This window comes from Pseudomonas sp. GL_135 (genome assembly GCF_057834665.1).
Genome location: NZ_CM174408.1, coordinates 2,027,477 through 2,045,933, shown reverse-complemented (window position 1 = coordinate 2,045,933; position 18,457 = coordinate 2,027,477). Strand labels below are relative to the sequence as shown.

General features: G+C 61.4%; 17 protein-coding genes and 1 pseudogene. 12 read left to right on the top strand and 6 right to left on the bottom strand.

Annotated elements, in window-relative coordinates:
* Positions 1 to 3: 3 nt before the first annotated feature.
* Positions 4 to 1,140 (bottom strand): glycerate kinase, encoded by a 1,137-nt coding sequence (locus AC3ISG_RS09265; RefSeq protein WP_489299068.1) that lies wholly within the window; start codon positions 1,138 to 1,140, stop codon positions 4 to 6.
* A 115-nt stretch (positions 1,141 to 1,255) separates the two neighbouring features.
* On the bottom strand, positions 1,256 to 2,341 hold the full coding sequence (locus AC3ISG_RS09260) for a CdaR family transcriptional regulator (RefSeq protein WP_489299067.1): 1,086 nt from the start codon (positions 2,339 to 2,341) through the stop codon (positions 1,256 to 1,258).
* Positions 2,342 to 2,510: 169 nt separating this feature from the next.
* Here AC3ISG_RS09260 and AC3ISG_RS09255 point away from each other — a divergent pair, with 169 nt between their 5' ends.
* The 3 genes from AC3ISG_RS09255 to AC3ISG_RS09245 all read left to right on the top strand — a co-directional run bounded on the left by AC3ISG_RS09255 (position 2,511) and on the right by AC3ISG_RS09245 (position 4,238).
* Complete coding sequence (locus AC3ISG_RS09255; protein ID WP_489299066.1) at positions 2,511 to 2,768, top strand: type II toxin-antitoxin system RelE family toxin; 258 nt, start codon at positions 2,511 to 2,513, stop codon at positions 2,766 to 2,768.
* Positions 2,749 to 3,075 carry a helix-turn-helix domain-containing protein gene (locus tag AC3ISG_RS09250; RefSeq protein WP_122625390.1) on the top strand — a complete coding sequence of 109 codons (327 nt, stop codon included), beginning with the start codon at positions 2,749 to 2,751 and terminating at the stop codon, positions 3,073 to 3,075. The genes AC3ISG_RS09255 and AC3ISG_RS09250 overlap by 20 nt, the downstream gene beginning before the upstream one ends.
* Before the next feature lie 83 nt (positions 3,076 to 3,158).
* The gene (locus tag AC3ISG_RS09245) at positions 3,159 to 4,238 is read left to right on the top strand and encodes an alpha/beta hydrolase (protein ID WP_489299486.1); all 1,080 of its coding nucleotides are present in this window, start codon (positions 3,159 to 3,161) and stop codon (positions 4,236 to 4,238) included.
* 950 nt (positions 4,239 to 5,188) lie between these two features.
* Here AC3ISG_RS09245 and AC3ISG_RS09240 read toward each other — a convergent pair.
* Positions 5,189 to 5,902 carry a FadR/GntR family transcriptional regulator gene (locus AC3ISG_RS09240; RefSeq protein WP_122534482.1) on the bottom strand — a complete coding sequence of 238 codons (714 nt, stop codon included), beginning with the start codon at positions 5,900 to 5,902 and terminating at the stop codon, positions 5,189 to 5,191.
* Positions 5,903 to 6,246: 344 nt separating this feature from the next.
* On the opposite strand from AC3ISG_RS09240, the gene AC3ISG_RS09235 reads away from it, so the two are divergent.
* The 5 genes from AC3ISG_RS09235 to pncA all read left to right on the top strand — a co-directional run bounded on the left by AC3ISG_RS09235 (position 6,247) and on the right by pncA (position 11,726).
* Positions 6,247 to 7,596 carry an MFS transporter gene (locus AC3ISG_RS09235; protein ID WP_065988596.1) on the top strand — a complete coding sequence of 450 codons (1,350 nt, stop codon included), beginning with the start codon at positions 6,247 to 6,249 and terminating at the stop codon, positions 7,594 to 7,596.
* A gap of 79 nt (positions 7,597 to 7,675) precedes the next feature.
* Complete coding sequence (gudD, locus tag AC3ISG_RS09230; protein WP_489299065.1) at positions 7,676 to 9,019, top strand: glucarate dehydratase; 1,344 nt, start codon at positions 7,676 to 7,678, stop codon at positions 9,017 to 9,019.
* Positions 9,020 to 9,201: 182 nt separating this feature from the next.
* Positions 9,202 to 9,855: a DUF1345 domain-containing protein gene (locus AC3ISG_RS09225; protein ID WP_122625392.1), complete on the top strand. Its 654-nt coding sequence runs from the start codon at positions 9,202 to 9,204 to the stop codon at positions 9,853 to 9,855.
* 204 nt (positions 9,856 to 10,059) lie between these two features.
* Entirely contained in the window at positions 10,060 to 11,025 is a 966-nt protein-coding gene (locus AC3ISG_RS09220; RefSeq protein ID WP_489299064.1) for a D-2-hydroxyacid dehydrogenase family protein, read from the top strand.
* A gap of 50 nt (positions 11,026 to 11,075) precedes the next feature.
* A complete protein-coding gene (gene pncA, locus AC3ISG_RS09215; protein ID WP_489299063.1) occupies positions 11,076 to 11,726 on the top strand; it encodes a bifunctional nicotinamidase/pyrazinamidase in 651 nt (216 codons plus the stop codon).
* Positions 11,727 to 12,110: 384 nt separating this feature from the next.
* On the opposite strand, the gene AC3ISG_RS09210 is transcribed toward pncA, so the two are convergent.
* The gene (locus AC3ISG_RS09210; protein ID WP_489299062.1) at positions 12,111 to 12,596 is read right to left on the bottom strand and encodes a GNAT family N-acetyltransferase; all 486 of its coding nucleotides are present in this window, start codon (positions 12,594 to 12,596) and stop codon (positions 12,111 to 12,113) included.
* Positions 12,597 to 12,771: 175 nt separating this feature from the next.
* Here AC3ISG_RS09210 and AC3ISG_RS09205 point away from each other — a divergent pair, with 175 nt between their 5' ends.
* The 3 genes from AC3ISG_RS09205 (at position 12,772) to AC3ISG_RS09195 (ending at position 16,149) form a co-directional block, all read left to right on the top strand.
* The gene (locus tag AC3ISG_RS09205; RefSeq protein WP_489299061.1) at positions 12,772 to 13,695 is read left to right on the top strand and encodes a formate/nitrite transporter family protein; all 924 of its coding nucleotides are present in this window, start codon (positions 12,772 to 12,774) and stop codon (positions 13,693 to 13,695) included.
* A 401-nt stretch (positions 13,696 to 14,096) separates the two neighbouring features.
* Positions 14,097 to 14,780 carry a response regulator transcription factor gene (locus AC3ISG_RS09200; RefSeq protein WP_122534474.1) on the top strand — a complete coding sequence of 228 codons (684 nt, stop codon included), beginning with the start codon at positions 14,097 to 14,099 and terminating at the stop codon, positions 14,778 to 14,780.
* Entirely contained in the window at positions 14,758 to 16,149 is a 1,392-nt protein-coding gene (locus tag AC3ISG_RS09195; protein ID WP_122534473.1) for a sensor histidine kinase, read from the top strand. Before AC3ISG_RS09200 ends, AC3ISG_RS09195 begins: the two co-directional genes overlap by 23 nt.
* A gap of 78 nt (positions 16,150 to 16,227) precedes the next feature.
* Here the strand turns inward: AC3ISG_RS09195 and AC3ISG_RS09190 are convergent, their stop codons facing one another.
* Both AC3ISG_RS09190 and AC3ISG_RS09185 read right to left on the bottom strand, forming a co-directional pair.
* Positions 16,228 to 16,386, bottom strand: a complete 159-nt coding sequence (locus tag AC3ISG_RS09190; protein ID WP_163022190.1) for a hypothetical protein — start codon at positions 16,384 to 16,386, stop codon at positions 16,228 to 16,230.
* Positions 16,383 to 16,787, bottom strand: coding sequence for a zeta toxin family protein (locus tag AC3ISG_RS09185; RefSeq protein WP_489299485.1), 405 nt, complete (start codon positions 16,785 to 16,787; stop codon positions 16,383 to 16,385). The genes AC3ISG_RS09190 and AC3ISG_RS09185 overlap by 4 nt, the downstream gene beginning before the upstream one ends.
* An 881-nt stretch (positions 16,788 to 17,668) precedes the next feature.
* Between AC3ISG_RS09185 and AC3ISG_RS09180 the strand changes: the two are divergent.
* A pseudogene (locus AC3ISG_RS09180) lies at positions 17,669 to 18,123 on the top strand (REP-associated tyrosine transposase); the annotation flags it as partial.
* Positions 18,124 to 18,457: the final 334 nt, after the last annotated feature.

Below are 18,457 nucleotides of genomic sequence, written 5' to 3'. Positions count from 1 at the left end.
TCTTTAGCGGGCTGCGAGGGCCCACACCCGGGCGATATCCCGCGCGCGATCATGGAGCAGGGCCGCCGCATTGGCGCAGGCTAACTCCAGCGTCATCGGCCCGCTGGTCACGGCGAACGCGGCGCTGATGCCGTGGGCATACAGGTCGGCGTAGCCCTCCCCCAGTGTCCCGGCCAGCACGATGACCGGCACGTTGTTGCGCTGCGCCATCCGGGCGACGCCGAAGGGGGTTTTGCCGCGCAGGGTCTGGGCGTCGAAGCGGCCTTCGCCCGTGATCACCAGGTCGGCGCACTGCAGTGCCTCGGCCAGCCCGGTCAGGTCAGCGACCACCTCCACGCCGGGACGGAACGATGCATTCAGATAGGCCTTGGCGGCGAACCCCATGCCGCCTGCCGCGCCGCTTCCCGGGTATTCGCTGTCGTCCCGACCCAGTGCCTGAGCCGAGTGCTCGGCGAAATGCCCCAGGGCGGTGTCCAGCGCCAGCACCTGTTCGGGGGACGCGCCCTTCTGCGGGCCAAAGATGTGCGAAGCGCCTTGCAGGCCGCACAGGGGATTGTTGACGTCGGCGGCGACCTCGAACTGCACGCTGTTCAAGCGCGGGTCGAGCCCGGTCAGCTCGATGCGCGCCAGTTGCGCCAGCGACAGACCGCCGGCCGGGAGAGGCTGGTCGTCGCGGTCAAGGAAGCGCGCACCCAGCGCCGAGAGCATGCCGGTGCCGGCATCATTGGTCGCGCTGCCGCCGATGGCCAGAATCACCCGCTCGGCGCCGGCATCCAGCGCGGCCTTGATCAGCTCGCCGGTACCAAACGTACTGGTAATGGTTGCGTCGCGCTGGTCCAGGCTCAGCAGTTGCAGACCGCTGGCCATGGCCATTTCGATGATCGCCGTGCGCGTATCCGCCAGCCAGCCCCACTGCGCCTGCACCGGGTGAGCAAGCGGTCCGCGGACCTGATTGCTCATCCACTCACCGTCGCAGGCGGCCAGTACCGCTTCGATGGTGCCCTCGCCGCCATCGGCCATCGGGCACTCAATCAATTGCGCGTCCGGCCAGACATCGATGAGCCCGGCGGCGATGGCGTGGGCGACACTTTGGGCGCTGAGGCTGTCTTTGAACGAGTCCGGGGCGATGACGATTTTCATATTGTTCTCCTTGTCTGATGGCCGATCTTCGCACCCTGAAGAAACTTTACCGCCTTACGCTTGCACAACAGACGGCTGGCTCGGTTGTTCATACGAACAACGCTGAGCCAGCGCCTTACCTGGCCACCATCTGCGCGCCAAGGTACAGGCGCAGGAGGTCTTCGGTCTGGTAGGGGTCGCACCCGGTCAGTTCGGTGATTTTCTCGAGCCGGTAACGCAGGCTGTTGCGATGGATGCCCAGCGCATCGGCGCAGGCCTGGCTTTCGCCACTGTAATCGAACCAGGCGCGCAGGGTGTCGAGCAGCTGCGGGTTGTCGTGCAGGCGCTTGATGGGTTCTGCGATGCCTTCGGCCAACCAGTCGTGGCGATTGCGCCAGAACAGCAGCGCGACGCGATGGCTGGCCAGACGCAGCAGTTTGACGGCTGGTCGCAGGTGACGTGCGTAATCGAGCAGGTCGCGAGCGGCGGTGCAGGCGGCGCGCAGGGAGGCCAGATCAGATGAAGGCTCGACGGTCGCCATGCGCTGTACGGGCCAGTCTTGTTCGTCGAAAAGCTCCAGCAGCAAGGCGTCGTCGCGGTCCCTTCCTAGGGCGCGGCACCAGTAGATCAACCCCGGCTCACAGGGCAGACACCAGCTGTTGGCGTATCGCCCCATCAGCCACGCACTCATCACACCGGCATAGGTCGCGGCTTCGGGGAGCTCAAGCAGCACGGCCTGACGCGGCAACTGCGGCTGCAAGCCCAACTGCTCAGCCTCGGCGACCAGATGGGCAGCACTTTCGCCGAGCAACAGCCGCGACAGCAGGTCTTCACTGCGCTGATGCCGCCACTGTTGATCGGCCTGCTGACGTCGGTGCTCCATGAGCATCTCGGCGGTCATCTTCACCAGCTCCGCGTAGACCCGCACCTCATCAGGCTCGCCGGTGATGCCGAGCACGCCGATCAGTTTCTGATCCAGCATCAACGGCAAATTCACCCCCGGCCGCACGCCATCGAGCTGGCGGGCCGTGTGCGAATCGATCTCCACCACGCGGCTGTTGGCAAGCACCAGCTGCGCCCCTTCGTGTCGGGTGTACAACCGCTCTGCCTCGCCGCTGCCGATGATGATGCCCAGGTAATCCATGACGTTGACGTTGCACGGCAAAATCGCCATCGCCCGGTCGACGATGTCCTGGGCCAGGGCGTGATCAAGGGCGAACATGAGGGGTGTCTGCACAGCGAAGGGATTGAGGGTTCATACACATCAGGTCTTGTTTTTGTGGGTGGAGGGAGTCTGCCTGAATCTTGGTCCCGGCGCGATTGGCCGCTAGCATGGGATTTCAACTATAAGTAATATCCAGGCCAGACTTATGGAAGTCTTATAAGGACGCATGAATACGATCGCATGGACAAGGAAGGCCGTGAAACAACTCCTCAAGTTGCAACTAAGGCATCAGGTGCAAATCAGGGACGCTGTAAGCAAGCTGGAGTCGATGCCGGACGTCACCCACGTTAAATCTCTCGCTGGCCATAGCTGCGGCTACCGCCTGAGAGTTGGCGACTATCGTGTTCTGTTCGACTGGGACGGCGGGGTCAAAATTGTCAGTGTTCAGGAGGTCAAAAAAAGCGATGAGCGCACCTACTCATAACATCCAGATCATCAACGGCCCGGACGGCAAGCCCGCCTTCGTGGTCATCCCTTATGAAGAGTACGTCAGCCAGCACGGTGTGGATGATCTAATCCCTCATGAGGTCGTCAGCCGGATCGTTGACGGTTCAACGCCGATTCGGGCGTGGCGCGAGTATCTGGATCTGACCCAAGAGCTTGTCGCCGGAAGACTCGGTATCTCCCAACCCGCCTACGCCCAGCAGGAATCCGTGGCGCGTCCCCGCAAGCAGACCCGAGAAAGAATCGCCCAGGCATTCGGCATTCGGCCCGATCAACTGGACATCTGAACACGCGAGAACTCAATTTGGCCTTGCACCGTCTCACCCTCCTCCTCTCCGCCCTGACCCTTCAGGCCTGCGCCTCCACCGAGATGCCTTTGGGGCAGGCGAGTTTTGCCCAGTATCGCCAGCAGACCATCGCCTGGATGGAGCAGAACCGGACTTTTCAGACGCCTGATCACCCGGCCGAGATCGAGTGGAACGCACCTCGGGAATGGCGACCCAGCGGGCCAGCCACACGGGGGATTCTGCTGGTCCATGGCCTCGGCGACTCTCCTTGGTCGTTCAATGACGTCGGCGAGGCGCTCGCCGCGCAGGGGTTTCTGGTGCGCACGGTGTTGCTGCCGGGGCATGGCAGCAAGCCGGCGGACATGCTGGATGTGACGCTCAGACAGTGGCAGCAGGTGGTGCGTGAGCAGACGCAGATGCTTGAGCGGGAGGTGCCGACGGTGTATTTGGGCGGGTTTTCCACCGGGGCGAACCTGGTGCTGGATTACGCCTACGAGCACCCGACTATCGCCGGCCTGGTGCTGTTTTCTCCGGCCTTCAAACCGGCAAACACCTACGCCTGGGTCACTCAGTACATCGGCTGGTTCCGCCCATGGCTGGCGAAACCGGACGATGGCGTGCGCCCGATGCAGACGCCGGTGCGCTACCTGAACGTGCCCACCAACGGTTTCGCTCAGTTTTATCGCAGCGCTTTGTTGGCCCAGAAGCACCTCGACAAAGGGGTCTATGACAAACCGGTGTTTGTCGCCATCACCGAGCACGATTCGGTGCTGGATACCGGTTATGTGCTGGACACCTTCAACGCGCGCTTCACCCACCCGCTCAGCCGGCTGATCTGGTACGGCAACGAACCGGCGCCGGCGCAGAAAAACCAGAGAGTGCGGGTGCGCAACGATTTCCTGCCGGAATACCGGATCGCCCAGTTCTCGCACATGGGGTTGATGTTCTCGCCTGCAAACCCGTTGTATGGGGTGAATGGCAGCCAGCGGATCTGCTGGAACGGCCAGTCCTCCGCCGACATGCAGATATGCCTGAACGGCGAGCCGGTATGGTATTCGGATTGGGGTCATCGTGAACCGGGCAAGGCCTTCGCGCGACTGACGTTCAACCCGTATTTCGAGTGGCAATCGGAGGTGATGATGGAAGTGTTGGCATACCCATAATGGGACCGCGCACGCAGTAGGACCGGCTTCAGCCGGGAAGAGGCCAGCCCGAGCACCACACATCTCGCGGTGTCACACCCGACGCATTCCCGGCTAAAGCCAGTCCCACAGGAGCACCGCATTCAAATAGTGGGACCGGCTTCAGCCGGGAAGAGGCCCGTGTGAGCAACACACATTTAGCGGTGTGACGCCCGACGCATTCCCGGCTAAAGCCAGTCCCACAGGATGACCGCGTTCAAATAGTGGGACCGGCTTTAGCCGGAAAGAGGCCAGCTTGAGCACCACACATCTCGAGGTGTGACGCCCGACGCATTCCCGGCTAAAGCCAGTCCCACAGGAACACCGCATTCAAATAGTGGGACCGGCTTCAGCCGGAAAGAGGCCAGCTTGAGCACCACACATCTCGCGGTGTCACACCCGAAGCATTCTCGGCTAAAGCCAGTCCCACAGGAGCACCGCATTCAAATAGTGGGACCGGCTTCAGCCGGGAAGAGGCCCGTGTGAGCAACACACATTTAGCGGTGTAACGCCCGACGCTTTCCCGGCTAAAGCCAGTCCCACAGGAACACCGCATTCAAATAGTGGGACCGGCTTCAGCCGGGAAGAGGCCCGTGTGAGCAACACACATTTAGCGGTATGACGCACGACGCATTCCCGGCTAAAGCCAGTCCCACAGGATGACCGCGTTCAAATAGTGGGACCGGCTTTAGCCGGGAAGAGGCCAGCTTGAGCACCCCCAGATTTGCGGTGTGACGCACGACGCATTCCCGGCTAAAGCCAGTCCCACAGGAAGACCGCGTTCAAATAGTGGGACCGGATTCAGCCGGGAAGAGGCCAGCTTGAGCACCACACATCTCGCGGTGTAACGCCCGACGCTTTCCCGGCTAGAGCCGGTCCACTATTGGCCGCAGTCGTTCTCATTTGCTGCAGCCCCCAACAATCCCCTGCCATCACTCCACCGGCGCCAGCCGCTCCCGGCTGTTGCTCAGGTGAGTCCACATTGCGGCGCGGGCGGCGTCGGGGTCCTGGCGGCGGATGGCGGCGAGGATGGCTTCGTGCTCGAGGTTGGCCAGATACGCACTGTGGGTGAGGCTTGACCCGGCCCGTTCGCTGGTGGCGATGCGGCTGCGAGGTATCACGGCGATGCCGAGGTTCTGCAGGATCTCCACGAAATAAGGATTGCCGGTGGCCTCGGCGATCAGCAGATGAAAGCGCCGGTCCGCTTCGACGCAGCTGTCCTCTTTGGCCAGCAGGTCCTGATAATCATCCAGCGCGGCGCGCATCGCCGTCAGCTGCGCCTGACTCCGGCGTTGCGCAGCCAGGGCGACGGCCTGGGTTTCCAGGCCCATGCGCAGCTCGATGATATGCCGCACGCTGAACGCGGTTTCTACCTTCAGGTGCAGACCGCTCTGCTCGGAGCGCGCCAGCACGTAGGTGCCTTTGCCCTGATGGGTTTCGACCAGCCCAGACGCCTGCAATTTGGAAATCGCCTCGCGCACCACGGTGCGGCTCACGCCATGCTCGCGGACGATTTCGCTCTCCGAGGGCAACTTCGCACCGGGCGCAATGGTGCCCATCAGGATTCGCTGGCTGAGGTCGGTGACCAGGTCCGTCGCCAGGCTGTGCTGGCGTCGCTTGGGTGGCAAGGGTCCGGTGCTGTTCAAAAAGGTCGTCCTGTAAGTACTGAAAAGAACGGCGGCCGCTAAGGCCTGCCCTCCACTTGTATTTTCCTGACGGTGAAGTCTCGATGCACGCCCCCACTCACCTGCTTGATGCACAACCAACACCGGCCAAAGCCCCGAAAACAGAGCCACCCAGCAGCGCACCCCCACTCATTCAACTTGTCAGACAGGCGAGCCTAGCCCGACGAAATACTTCCCGCAACACCTGTAAATCCGGTTGCCATAGCAATCGTTACTTGTATGATGACTGGCAACAGGGCTACACACCTTGTCACACACAACGTGCTTAACCACCCGCATAAAAATAATCAGTGGGAGTTACCAGAGTGAACACATCCTCATCACGGGCGGATGACGCCACCGATTCCGTCCTGCAATCGGCGGTCTCGAAAGTCAAACGACACATCCTGCCGCTGTTCGTCATCATGTTCATCGTCAACTACATCGACCGGGTCAACATCGGCTTCGTACGTAGTCACATGGAACATGATCTGGGTATCGGCGCAGCCGCCTACGGCTTCGGTGCCGGCCTGTTCTTCATCGCGTATGCGATGTTCGAAGTCCCCTCCAACATCCTCTTGCAGAAAGTCGGCGCGCGCATCTGGCTGACCCGCATCATGCTGACCTGGGGCATCGTTGCCGCCTGCATGGCGTTCATCCAGACTGAAACCCACTTCTATATCCTGCGCTTCTTGCTGGGCGTGGCCGAAGCCGGGTTCTTCCCGGGCGTCATCTACTACTTCACTCGCTGGTTGCCCGGGGTCGAGCGTGGCAAGGCTATCGCCATCTTCCTCAGCGGTTCGGCCTTTGCGTCGGTGATCTCCGGCCCGCTCTCCGGCCTGCTGTTGCAGATTGATGCATTGGGCTTCCACGGCTGGCAGTGGATGTACTTCATCGAAGGCATGTTCTCCGTCGGCCTGTGCTTCTTCGTCTGGTTCTGGCTCGACTCCAAGCCCCACGACGCCAAATGGCTGACCGAGGCCGAGAAAGACGCGCTGGTCAACACCATCGACGCCGAACAAAAGGCTCGCGAAGCGGCCAACCCGGTCAAGCTGTCCATCGGCAAGTTGCTCAAGGACCCGCAGATCATCCTGTTCTGCCTGATGTACTTCTTCATCCAGCTGACGATTTACGCGGCGACGTTCTGGCTGCCGAGCATCATCAAGAAGATGGGCGACCTCACCGACTTCCAGGTCGGCCTGTTCAACTCGATTCCGTGGTTCATCGCCATCGTCTGCATGTACGGTTTTGCCTCGCTGTCGGCCAAGTGGAAACACCAGCAGGCGTGGGTCGCCGTGGCCTTGTTGATCGCGGCAGCAGGGATGTTCATGTCGACCACGGGCGGTCCGGTGTTCGCCTTCGTCGCCATCTGCTTCGCGGCGATGGGCTTCAAGTCGGCGTCGTCGCTGTTCTGGCCGATCCCCCAGGGCTATCTGGATGCTCGGATCGCTGCGGGTGTCATCGCGCTGATCAACTCGGTGGGCAACCTGGGCGGTTTTGTTGCGCCGACCACCTTCGGCATCCTCGAACAGCAGACCGGTTCGATCCAGGGCGGCCTGTATGGCCTGACGGTCACCTCGATCATCGCCGCGATTCTGGTGTTCACCGTGCGCACGACGCCCAAGCCCGGCGCGGTGCCAGTGGCCAAGGTCGACGTGACGCCCAGCCACACCTGAGCCAGGCGATCTGAACCCTAAGCTCTGAACCCGTAAAGACAGCGCCCCCGCCGCGCTGGGTACTCACAAGGATTTAGCGATGAACACACAGACTTCCGGCAGCACCCCCGTCATCACCGACATGCAGGTCATTCCGGTGGCCGGCCACGACGACATGCTGCTTAACCTCAGCGGCGCCCACGGCCCGTATTTCACCCGCAACATCGTCATCCTCAAGGACAACGCCGGGCACACCGGCGTGGGTGAAATTCCCGGCGGCGAGAAAATCCGCCAGACCCTCGAAGACGCACGCACGCTGGTGGTCGGCAGCAGCATCGGCAACTACCAGAAGATACTCAACGACGTGCGTCGCACCTTTGCTGAACGCGATGCCGGCGGGCGCGGCCTGCAGACCTTCGACCTGCGCATTACCATCCACGCAGTCACCGGTATTGAAGCAGCGGTGCTGGATTTGCTCGGTCAGCACCTGGAAGTGCCAGTCGCCGCGCTGCTCGGCGAAGGCCAGCAGCGTGATGAAGTGAAGATGCTGGGCTACCTGTTTTACATCGGTGACCAGACGAAAACCAACCTGCCCTATCGCACCGAAGCTGACGCGGACAACGAGTGGTTTCGCGTTCGTCACGAAGAAGCGCTGACCCCGGAAGCGGTGGTGCGTCTGGCCGAGGCGGCTTACGCTCAATACGGTTTCGAGGACTTCAAGCTCAAGGGCGGCGTGCTCAGCGGCGATGCGGAAATCGAAGCCGTCACGGCGCTGGCCGAACGCTTCCCGAAAGCGCGCATTACCCTCGACCCCAACGGCGCCTGGTCGCTGAAAGAAGCAGTGCGTCTGTGCCGCGATCAACACAAAGTGCTGGCTTATGCCGAAGATCCGTGTGGCGCCGAGAACGGTTATTCGGGCCGCGAAGTCATGGCTGAATTCCGTCGCGCCACCGGCCTGCGCACGGCCACCAACATGATCGCCACCGACTGGCGCGAAATGGGTCATGCCATCCAGCTCCAATCGGTGGACATCCCGCTGGCCGACCCGCACTTCTGGACCATGCAAGGTTCGGTGCGCGTCGCCCAGATGTGCAACGAGTGGGGCCTGACCTGGGGTTCGCACTCCAATAACCACTTCGATATTTCCCTGGCGATGTTCACCCACGCGGCCGCCGCTGCGCCGGGCAACATCACCGCCATCGACACCCACTGGATCTGGCAAGACGGCCAGCGTCTGACCAAGGCGCCGCTGCAGATCATCGGCGGCAATGTGCAGGTGCCGAATAAGCCCGGGCTGGGCGTCGAGATCGACATGGATCAGGTCGCCAAAGCCCATGAGCTGTACAAAGGCATGGGCCTTGGCGCGCGGGATGACAGCGTGGCGATGCAGTTTCTGGTGCCGAACTGGACGTTCAACAACAAGCAGCCGTGTCTGGTTCGCTGATCCCGTGATTTACACCGGTCAACCCTGCCGCTTGAGAAACGGCTGGACAGGGCGACCGGGCAGGTTCACCTAAACTGCCAAATGGCGACCGGCGCGTAACCCCTTGCGCGCCGTTTTTCTTCATCATCTGCTGTAGCGGCCGCGTGCTACTGTTCGCGCATCACACTGCCGTGAAGTCCTCCATGTCCCGCCTTGCCAAGACCCACCCTCGCCTGACCATTGCCACCCTTGTCGGCGTCGCTGCCGGTATCGCCAGCGCGTTCGTCGCCCCCGACATTTCGGTGATCAGCAAATGCCTGATCGGCTGGAACGTCGCCGGCTGGCTGTACATGGCGATGATCATGCGCCGCACCTTCAAATCCAGCGCGGATGACGTGCGCCGAGTCGCCGAGATCGAGGACGAGAACGCCGGCACAGTGCTGTTCGTCGTCTGCGTGGCGGCGATTGCCAGCCTGGCGGCGATCATCCTGGAACTCGCGGGTATCCAGGACATGAAGGACGCCGACAAAGCGCTGCATTACGCCTTCACCGGCTTCACCATCCTTGGCTCGTGGCTGCTGATCGGCGTGGTCTTCAGCCTGCACTACGCCCGGGTTTTCTACACCTGGCGCGGCGACAAGCCGGCGCTGCGCTTTGCCGATGGCGAAGAGAACCCGGACTACTGGGACTTTCTGTATTTCTCCTTCACCTTGAGCGTCGCCGTTCAGACTTCCGACGTTGGCGTCGCCACCCGCGGCCTGCGCAAGGTGGTGCTGGCGCAGTCGCTGATCGGCTTTGTATTCAATACGTCGATTCTGGGGTTCTCGATCAACATCGCGGCGGGGTTGTTTAACTGACATTTAGCGCAGGTACTGGCATCTTCGCGAGCAAGCTCGCTCCCACAGGATCCGGATACCACGCCGCTGAACCCTGTGGGAGCACCCCCGGTCGCTCCCACAAAGAAGCCCATTCCACGAGGTTTCAGGCTTCCAGAGCCGTGCGGGCAGGCGTACTGTGAGCGCCACAAAATCCAACATCGCTGCTGAACGAGGCCTCGCTCAATGACCCAGGATTCCGGGCTGAAGATTGCCGTACTCGACGACTGGCAATCGGTTGCCGAAAACGTTGTGGACTGGACCGTGTTGCAACCGATCGGTGAGGTCAGTTTTCTGCATGACTACCCTGCTGACACAGACGCCATGGTCGCCCGCCTCAAGGACTTTCACATCCTTTGCGTGATGCGCGAGCGCACGGTTTTCGATGACGCCCTGCTCAGTCAGCTGCCAAACCTGAAGCTGCTGGTCACCGGCGGCATGCGCAACGCGGCGCTGGACCTCAAGGCCGCCGCGCGCCTGGGCATCACCGTGGTCGGCACCGACAGCTACAAGTACGCGGCGCCGGAACTGACCTGGGCGCTGATCATGGGCGTGACCCGCAACCTGGTGGACGAAGCCAACTCCCTGCGCGCGGGCGACTGGCAGATCGGCATCGGCAGCGACCTGTATGGCAAGACCCTGGGCATCGTCGGGCTGGGCAGCATCGGCCAGAAGATCGCCCGCTACGGCAAGGCCTTTGACATGAAGGTGATTGCCTGGAGCGAGAACCTCACCGCTGAACGCGCGGCCGAGCATGGCGTGACGTACGTCAGCAAACAGGCACTGTTCGAGCAATCGGACGTGGTGTCGGTGAATCTGGTGCTCAGCGAGCGCAGCCGCGGGCTGGTCGATGCCGAGTCGCTGAACCGGATGAAGCCGACGGCGTATCTGGTGAACACCGCCCGCGGGCCGATCGTCGACGAAGACGCGCTGATCGAGGTGCTCAGGCATAAGAAAATCGCTGGCGCCGCGCTGGATGTTTACAGCGTCGAGCCGTTGCCGGCCGATCACCCGTTCCGCACGCTGCCGAACGTCCTGGCCACGCCCCACGTGGGCTACGTGACCGAGAACAACTACCGGATGTTCTTCAGCCAGATGATCGAGGACATTCAGGCCTGGCATGCTGGCGCGCCGATCCGCGTGTTTGCCTGATCGCGAACCGACTCATTGCCTCAGGACTCATTGCAACAAGGACTCAAATGATGACCACGCCGCTTTCCCGATTGCCCTCCGACCCGCGCGCCGCGTTGCTGGTGATCGACATGCAATATGACTTCATGCCCGGCGGCGCGTTGGCGGTGGCCGAAGGCGACGCGCTGGTGCCACTGATCAACCGCCTCGGCGCGCAGTTTCGCACCGTGGTCATGGCCCAGGACTGGCACCCGCGCGGGCATGTGTCGTTTGCGTCGAGCCATGCCGGGCGGGCGCCGTTCGACAGCCTCACCCTGCCCTACGGCGCGCAGACACTGTGGCCCGATCACTGCGTGCAAGGCAGCCACGGTGCTCAGTTGCATGCCGATCTGGACATCCCCCACGCGCAGTTGATCCTGCGCAAGGGCTGCAACGCAGGCATCGACAGCTATTCAGCGTTCGTCGAAGCCGACCGCACGACGCGCACCGGGCTGGCCGGTTATCTGAGCGAGCGTGGCATCGACAGCGTCTTCGTGGTCGGTCTGGCCCTGGATTTCTGCGTGGCCTGGACCGCGCTGGACGCCCGGGCGGCGGGTTTCAACACCTGGGTGATCGCCGATGCGTGCAAGGCCATTGACCTGAACGGCTCGCTGGACCAGGCGTGGAAAGACATGGCCCTCGCGGGGGTCAACCGGATCGAAAGCGCGGAGCTCACTGAATAAACACACAGCCCCTGTGGGAGTGGCCGGGTGGCGCTCCACCTCGATCACGAAGAGGCCGGGACATTCAGCCACTTTCTTTGGCGGCCAAAAGTAAGTCTTCGCGAGCAAGGTGGAGCGCCACCCCGGTCACTCCCACGGGATAGTGGACTGACTCTATATTTCGGCCAGTTCGTAGGACCTGTGGGAGTGAGCTTGCTCGCGAAGAGGCCGGGTCATTCAGCCACTTTCTGGCGGCTGAAAGTCAGTCTTCGCGCGCAAGCTCGACTCCCACGGGATAGTGGACTGACTCTATATTTCGGCCAGTTCGGAGGACCTGTGGGAGTGGTCAGCAGATGCATCTGCGGGGTATCCGCATCCGCATTCAAGCTTTTACAACAAACCGCGCTAACCCTCCCTCAGCGCAAAGCGCTCCAACCCTTCCCCCTCCATCCGGTAGCGCACCCACTCGTCCTGGGGCTCGGCGCCGATGGATTTGTAGAAGTCGATCGCCGGCTGGTTCCAGTCCAGCACGCTCCATTCAAGACGGCCGCAGCCGCTGTCGTGGGCGATCCGGGCCAGATGGCGCAGCAGCTTCTTGCCGGCGCCGACGCCCCGTTGGGCGGCGGACACGTACAAATCCTCGAGGTACAGGCCCTTGCGGCCCAGCCAGGTGGAGTAGCTGAGGAAATACACCGCGAAACCAATAGGCTGGCCGTCCAGCAGGCAGATCAGCGCCTTGGCCGGCGAGGTTTCGTCGAACAGGCTGCGCTCGATGTCGGCGACGCTGGCCTTTACCTCGTGCTCGGCTTTTTCATAGATCGCAAGCTCGGTGATGAAGCCCAGGATGACGGCGGCGTCGGCACGGGTAGCGTCGCGAATGTGAAGGGTCAAATGAGGATCTCCCACGTCAGTGAAAAGGCTACCGCCGTTGGCGAACGACAGGTAACGGATTGTGTCTCAAGCAGCAGTGTCGCGCAGCAAGCATGTGCAAGCCAGCCGCCGCCTCCCTCGAACGTCTCAAACAGAATGCTCTGCCAAAGAGCACTGAATCACCCAAAGGATCACCATGGAAAACCAACCAGACGGCAAGACCCCCGGTCTGACGCCGGAAGAAGAACGCGATATCGACGAAAATCAGCCACCTCGCGCTGCCGTCCTCCACGAGACGATCCGCATGCAGGGCGATCAGGAACTGGAACGCAACGTCGCTGCGCTGTTCTGGTCGGCCCTCGCAGCCGGGTTGACCATGGGCCTGTCACTGATGGCGATGGGGTTGTTGAACTCGCGGCTGCCCGATGCCGAGGGCTTTAAGGTCATAGCCAGCCTCGGCTACTGCGCAGGCTTTCTGGCGGTGATTCTTGCCCGGCAGCAGCTGTTCACCGAAAACACCCTGACCGCCGTGTTGCCGGTGATGAGCAAGCCGACGCTGAACAATGTCGTGCGTCTGTTGCGGCTGTGGACCGTGGTGCTGGTGGGCAACCTGTGCGGCACATTGCTGGTGGCCTACGTCATGCTGCACCTGCCGATCTTCGACACCAAGACCGATCAGGCCTTCCTCGAAATCGGCCGCAAGGTGATGGAGAACGACACCTGGCAAATGTTCTCCAAAGGCATCATTTCCGGCTGGATGATCGCCACCATGGTGTGGATGATCCCGTCCATGGAATCGGCCAAGGTCGCCATCATCGTGATGATCACCTACCTGATGGCATTGGGGGATTTCACCCATATCGTGGTTGGCTCGGCGGAAGTCTCGTACCTGGTGTTCGCCGGCGAACTGCCGTGGAAAGATTTCTGGCTCACATTTGCAGGCCCGACCCTGGGTGGCAACATCATTGGGGGCAGCTTCATCTTCGCGTTGATCAGCCATGCGCAGATCCGCAGCGAAGGCGAAACGCCGGAAAAGAAGGGCAAAAAGAAAGCGCTGGACGAAAAGCTGAAGCAAGAGCTGCGTCAGCCAGACGCTGAATCCGATCGCAAAGGCGTTTGAAGCGGCAGGAAATGTGACAGTGACCGGTGTGCCTGTAGTCTGACACGGGTCATGTGGGGGTGACCGGTGTACCTGAGTCTGACACAGGTCATGTGGGAGTGAGCTTGCTCACGAAGGCGTCGGACCTGACAGTCAAGGGTCGCCTGGTACAACGCATTCGCGAGCAAGCTCGCTCCCACAATGTTTTGCGTCAGTCCCAGAAACCGAAGTTGATAGAGGACCTTTGGGAGCGCTTGCTCGCGAAGGCAGACGGCCCGAAATCAACGGTGGCCCCCTCCCCCCGGCGCGCTGGCTAGCACCAAAAAGCCCCTCATGCCCTTCTTAAATTATTTTTAAGAAATCCCGACTACGTTTAAAGGCAAAATGCAGGCTTCTGTCCTCTCACGTGGTCCTGACCTCACATGACGCGAATTCTGACAATCGAAGACGACGCCGTCACCGCGAAGGAGATCGTTGCCGAACTGAGCAGCCACGGTCTCCAGGTGGACTGGGTCGACAACGGTCGCGAGGGCCTGGTCCGCGCGGTCAGCGGCGATTACGACCTGATCACCCTTGATCGCATGCTGCCGGAAGTCGACGGCCTGGCGATTGTCACCACCATGCGCGCCCTGGGCATCGCCACGCCGATCCTGATGATCAGCGCGCTGTCGGACGTCGATGAGCGTGTGCGCGGGTTGCGCGCCGGTGGGGACGACTATCTGTCCAAACCCTTCGCCTCCGACGAAATGGCCGCGCGCGTGGAAGTCCTGCTGCGCCGCAGCAACCCGGGGACCCAGGCCGAGACCATGCTCAAGGTTGCCGACCTTGAACTCAATCTGATCACCCGTGAAGCCACCCGCGCCGGTCAACCGCTGAACCTGCTGCCCACCGAGTACAAGCTGCTCGAATTCCTGATGCGCAACTGCGGGCAGATCATCACCCGCATGATGATTTTCGAAGAAGTCTGGGGCTACCACTTCGACCCCGGCACCAACCTGATCGACGTACACATCGGTCGCTTGCGCAAGAAAATCGATCCCCCTACCCTGACGCCGCTGATACGTACCGTTCGAGGCTCAGGTTATGTCATTGCCGAACCCGTCTAAGGGCTGGCGCTCCTCCAGCAGCCGGCTGCTGGCGCTGTACAGTTTTCTGTTTGTGGCCTGGAGCAGCATCCTCATGGGGGTGCTGTACTGGGAAGTCACCAGCTACCTCAACACCCTCGCACGCCACTCGCTGATGCAGCGTCAGCAGCTGTTCTCGCGCTTTGAAGGCGCGCAGCTGGACGACGCGTTGCGCTCCAGCGACAAATTCGACATACGCTCGGTCGACGCGTACGGCTTGTTCGACAAGGACATGAAGCCCATCAGCGGCCCGATCCAGAGCGTTCCCGACGGCCTCAAGCTGACCGGGGAGATCCAGGAGCTGGACACCTGCATCGACTCCGACGACCCGGACCTGCCCAGCTCGGGCTGCGACGCCGTGGCCATTCATACGCTCGATGATCGCTGGCTGATTCTGGTGCGCGACAACGGTTCGCTGTTCGCCGTGACCACGCTGATTCTGCGCGCGCTGCTGTGGGGCATTTCGCTGACGATCATTCCGGGCATCGCCGGCTGGCACTTGCTGGGGCGCCGCCCGCTGCGACGCATCCGGGCGATTCAGGCCAGCGCAGAGGCCATCGTGACCGGTGACCTGGCCCGCCGCCTGCCGGTGTCGGACCGTCGCGATGAGTTGGACATGCTCGCCGACATCGTCAACGCCATGCTGGACCGCATCGAGCGCCTGATGAACGAGGTCAAGGGCGTCTGCGACAACATCGCCCACGACCTGCGCACCCCACTGACCCGGCTGCGCGCACAGCTGTACCGGATTCAGCAGCAGTCCCCGGAAGATTCGGCGCTGGGCGAGCAAATGGCCCAGGTGATCGCCGACGCCGACACGCTGATGGCGCGCTTTCGCGGGCTGCTGCGGATTTCAGAGCTGGAAGATCACCAGCGGCGTTCGGCTTTCGGTCAGCTCGATCCGCAGCCGCTGTTGCAGGAGCTGCACGATTTCTACCTGCCGCTGGCCGAAGAAGGCCGCGTCTCCCTGCAGCTGAAAGTCGCCGAGCACCTGCCGCCGCTGGTGGGTGACCGCGCGCTGCTGTTCGAGGCGCTGTCGAACCTGCTCAGCAACTCGATCAAATTCACCCCACCGGGCGGCCAAGTGCTGCTCATCGCCCGCGCCGAAGGTGACACCACGTTCATCGAAGTCCAGGACACCGGCCCCGGCATCCCCGACGCCGAACGCGACGCCGTGTTCAAGCGCTTCTATCGCAGCGAGACCGGTAATCAGCAAAGCGGCTTCGGCCTGGGATTGTCCATCGTCGCCGCGATCGTCAACCTGCACGGCTTCAAACTGCGCATCGGCAGCAGCCCGTCCGGGGGCGCGAGTCTGGTGCTGGAGTGTCGACGGGTGCTGGCATTGGGGTGAAGGGGTGGGGCTTTGGGCTGCAAGCTGCAAGCAAAAACGACAAAGCCGCCTCAAGGGCGGCTTTGTTATTGGGGGGCGTTACATTTTCCGGGCTTGTTCGATGATCTTTTCCTGCCGCGCCCAGGCTTTCTCCATGACCTCCAGATAAACCCGTTCCTTCTCCTCGAAGGTGGCGTTGCGGACGAAGTCGGAAAGGGTCCTTTTCAGTTTTGGTAAAGGCTTGTCAGACGAACTCATTTCAATCCCTTGTGTGCATTCAGCATCCTTAGTAGTGACGCTGGATCGTAGTTTTCAGGGATGTGGTCGTCAACACGCTGAACATTTTCCTGATACAACCGAGTGCCGCCCTTGTCATTTTTGAGAAGCACATCAACGGTGACCGCATGACCGAACTCGCTTTTGATCCGGTTTACTGCGTCCCTTGCGCTGAAGTATTGCCTGACAAATTCCCTTAGCGGGATGTTGCGCCCCTCGACTTGCTCTCTTGCGGTGACGAATCTCCAGGCCAGTGCAGGGTCCTGATACACGTAGATGATGAGCACAAATCTTCCGCGCCCAACGAACCTACGGATGTTCCGCGCGACAATATCGAAATTCGCTGACGTCCCATCCAGTAGAAATGACTGCTTTTGCTTCAGTGCCTGTGGGAGTGAGCTTGCTCACGAAGAGGCCGGGGCATTCAGCCACTTTCTCGGGGACTGAAAGTCAGCCTTCGCGAGCAAGCTTGCTCCCACGGGATCGTGGGCTGCCTCGATAGTTCGGCCAGTTCGGAATACCTGTGGGAGTGAGCTTGCTCACGAAAAGACCGGAACATTCAGCCGCGTTCGCGAGTGGCTGAAAGTCAGCCTTCGCGAGCGAGCTCGCTCCCACGGGACCGTGACCTGCCTCGATATTTCGGCCAGTTCGGAGGACCTGTGGGAGTGAGCTTGCTCACGAAAAGGCCGGGGTATTCAGTCACTTTCTCGGGGACTGAAAGTCAGCCTTCGCGAGCAAGCTCGCTCCCACGGGACCGTGGGCTGCCTCGATAGTTCGGCCAGTTCGGAGGACTTGTGGGAGTGAGCTTGCTCACGAAGAGGCCGGGGCATTCAGCCACTTTCTCGGGGACTGAAAGTCAGCCTTCGCGAGCAAGCTCGCTCCCACGGGATCGTGGGCTGCCTCGATATTTCGGCCAGTTCGGAGGACCTGTGGGAGTGAGCTTGCTCACGAAAAGGCCGGGGTATTCAGTCACTTTCTCGGGGACTGAAAGTCAGCCTTCGCGAGCAAGCTTGCTCCCACGGGACCGTGGGCTGCCTCGATATTTCGGCCAGTTCGGAGGACCTGTGGGAGTGAGCTTGCTCACGAAGAGGCCGGGACATTCAGCCACTTTCTCGGGGACTGAAAGTCAGCCTTCGCGAGCAAGCTCGCTCCCACGTTCGGGTTATCACGCGGGCCAACAGAACACACCGCGTAATACACCCCTCTCCCCGTGGTTTATGAAGAGGCTAGCGTGGTGTGTACACCCAAAGCCGAGGTAAACAGCATGGCCACGAAAGCTCGTTCCCATAGCTTGCGCACAGGGCGGTATTCAGAGAAAGGGAGGGTCTATCTGGTGACCTCCCGGCTCGACCGTATGAGAAATGACTTCAGGGACTGGCGAGTAGGCCGGCTGCTCGTCAAGGAAATGCGAGAAATGGATAAGTGCGGACTCACAAGAACGCTGGCATGGGTGGTGATGCCCGACCACTTTCACTGGTTAATAAACTTCAACATGGCTCGCTTGCGGGCATTGTTCAGCGGGTCAAGTCCAAGACCGCCATTTCAGTGAACAGGCTCACCGGCAAACAGGGTCGACTTTGGCAGTGTGGATATCACGATGCCGCTGCACGCCATGAGGATGATCTCATTCACTTCGCCCGCTACATCGTGGCCAATCCACTGCGCGCAGGGTTGGCGAGTCGGGTAGGAGATTATCCGCTGTGGGACGCGACTTGGTTGCCAGGTTCTGGCGTAGAGTTCGGAGAGTCTGGAAATGAATTGTTTGATGTGCTGCCAACATCTAACAATGACCTGCCTGATTCATTGCCCATCAGGCAGCCTTCGTGAGCAAGCTCACCCCCCAGGGGCCGGTGGCTAGGCTCGGGATTTTCAGCTCTCGCAGCACGTGTGGGAGTTAACTTGCTCACGAAGAGGCCGGGGCATTCAGTCACTTCTCGGGGACTGAAAGTCAGCCTTCGCGAGCAAGCTCGCTCCCACGGGATCGTGGGCTGCCTCGATAGTTCGGCCAGTTCGGAAGACCTGTGGGAGTGAGCTTGCTCACGAAGGGGTTGGG

Coding starts and splice junctions, on each gene's coding strand:
- AC3ISG_RS09245 (WP_489299486.1), top strand. CDS start 3,159: ATGCCTTTGGGGCAGGCGAGTTTTGCCCAGTATCGCCAGCAGACCATC.
- AC3ISG_RS09205 (WP_489299061.1), top strand. CDS start 12,772: ATGGAAAACCAACCAGACGGCAAGACCCCCGGTCTGACGCCGGAAGAA.
- AC3ISG_RS09195 (WP_122534473.1), top strand. CDS start 14,758: ATGTCATTGCCGAACCCGTCTAAGGGCTGGCGCTCCTCCAGCAGCCGG.
- AC3ISG_RS09255 (WP_489299066.1), top strand. CDS start 2,511: ATGAATACGATCGCATGGACAAGGAAGGCCGTGAAACAACTCCTCAAG.
- gudD (WP_489299065.1), top strand. CDS start 7,676: ATGAACACACAGACTTCCGGCAGCACCCCCGTCATCACCGACATGCAG.
- AC3ISG_RS09190 (WP_163022190.1), bottom strand. CDS start 16,386: ATGAGTTCGTCTGACAAGCCTTTACCAAAACTGAAAAGGACCCTTTCC.
- pncA (WP_489299063.1), top strand. CDS start 11,076: ATGACCACGCCGCTTTCCCGATTGCCCTCCGACCCGCGCGCCGCGTTG.
- AC3ISG_RS09260 (WP_489299067.1), bottom strand. CDS start 2,341: ATGTTCGCCCTTGATCACGCCCTGGCCCAGGACATCGTCGACCGGGCG.
- AC3ISG_RS09220 (WP_489299064.1), top strand. CDS start 10,060: ATGACCCAGGATTCCGGGCTGAAGATTGCCGTACTCGACGACTGGCAA.
- AC3ISG_RS09200 (WP_122534474.1), top strand. CDS start 14,097: ATGACGCGAATTCTGACAATCGAAGACGACGCCGTCACCGCGAAGGAG.
- AC3ISG_RS09250 (WP_122625390.1), top strand. CDS start 2,749: ATGAGCGCACCTACTCATAACATCCAGATCATCAACGGCCCGGACGGC.
- AC3ISG_RS09265 (WP_489299068.1), bottom strand. CDS start 1,140: ATGAAAATCGTCATCGCCCCGGACTCGTTCAAAGACAGCCTCAGCGCC.
- AC3ISG_RS09225 (WP_122625392.1), top strand. CDS start 9,202: ATGTCCCGCCTTGCCAAGACCCACCCTCGCCTGACCATTGCCACCCTT.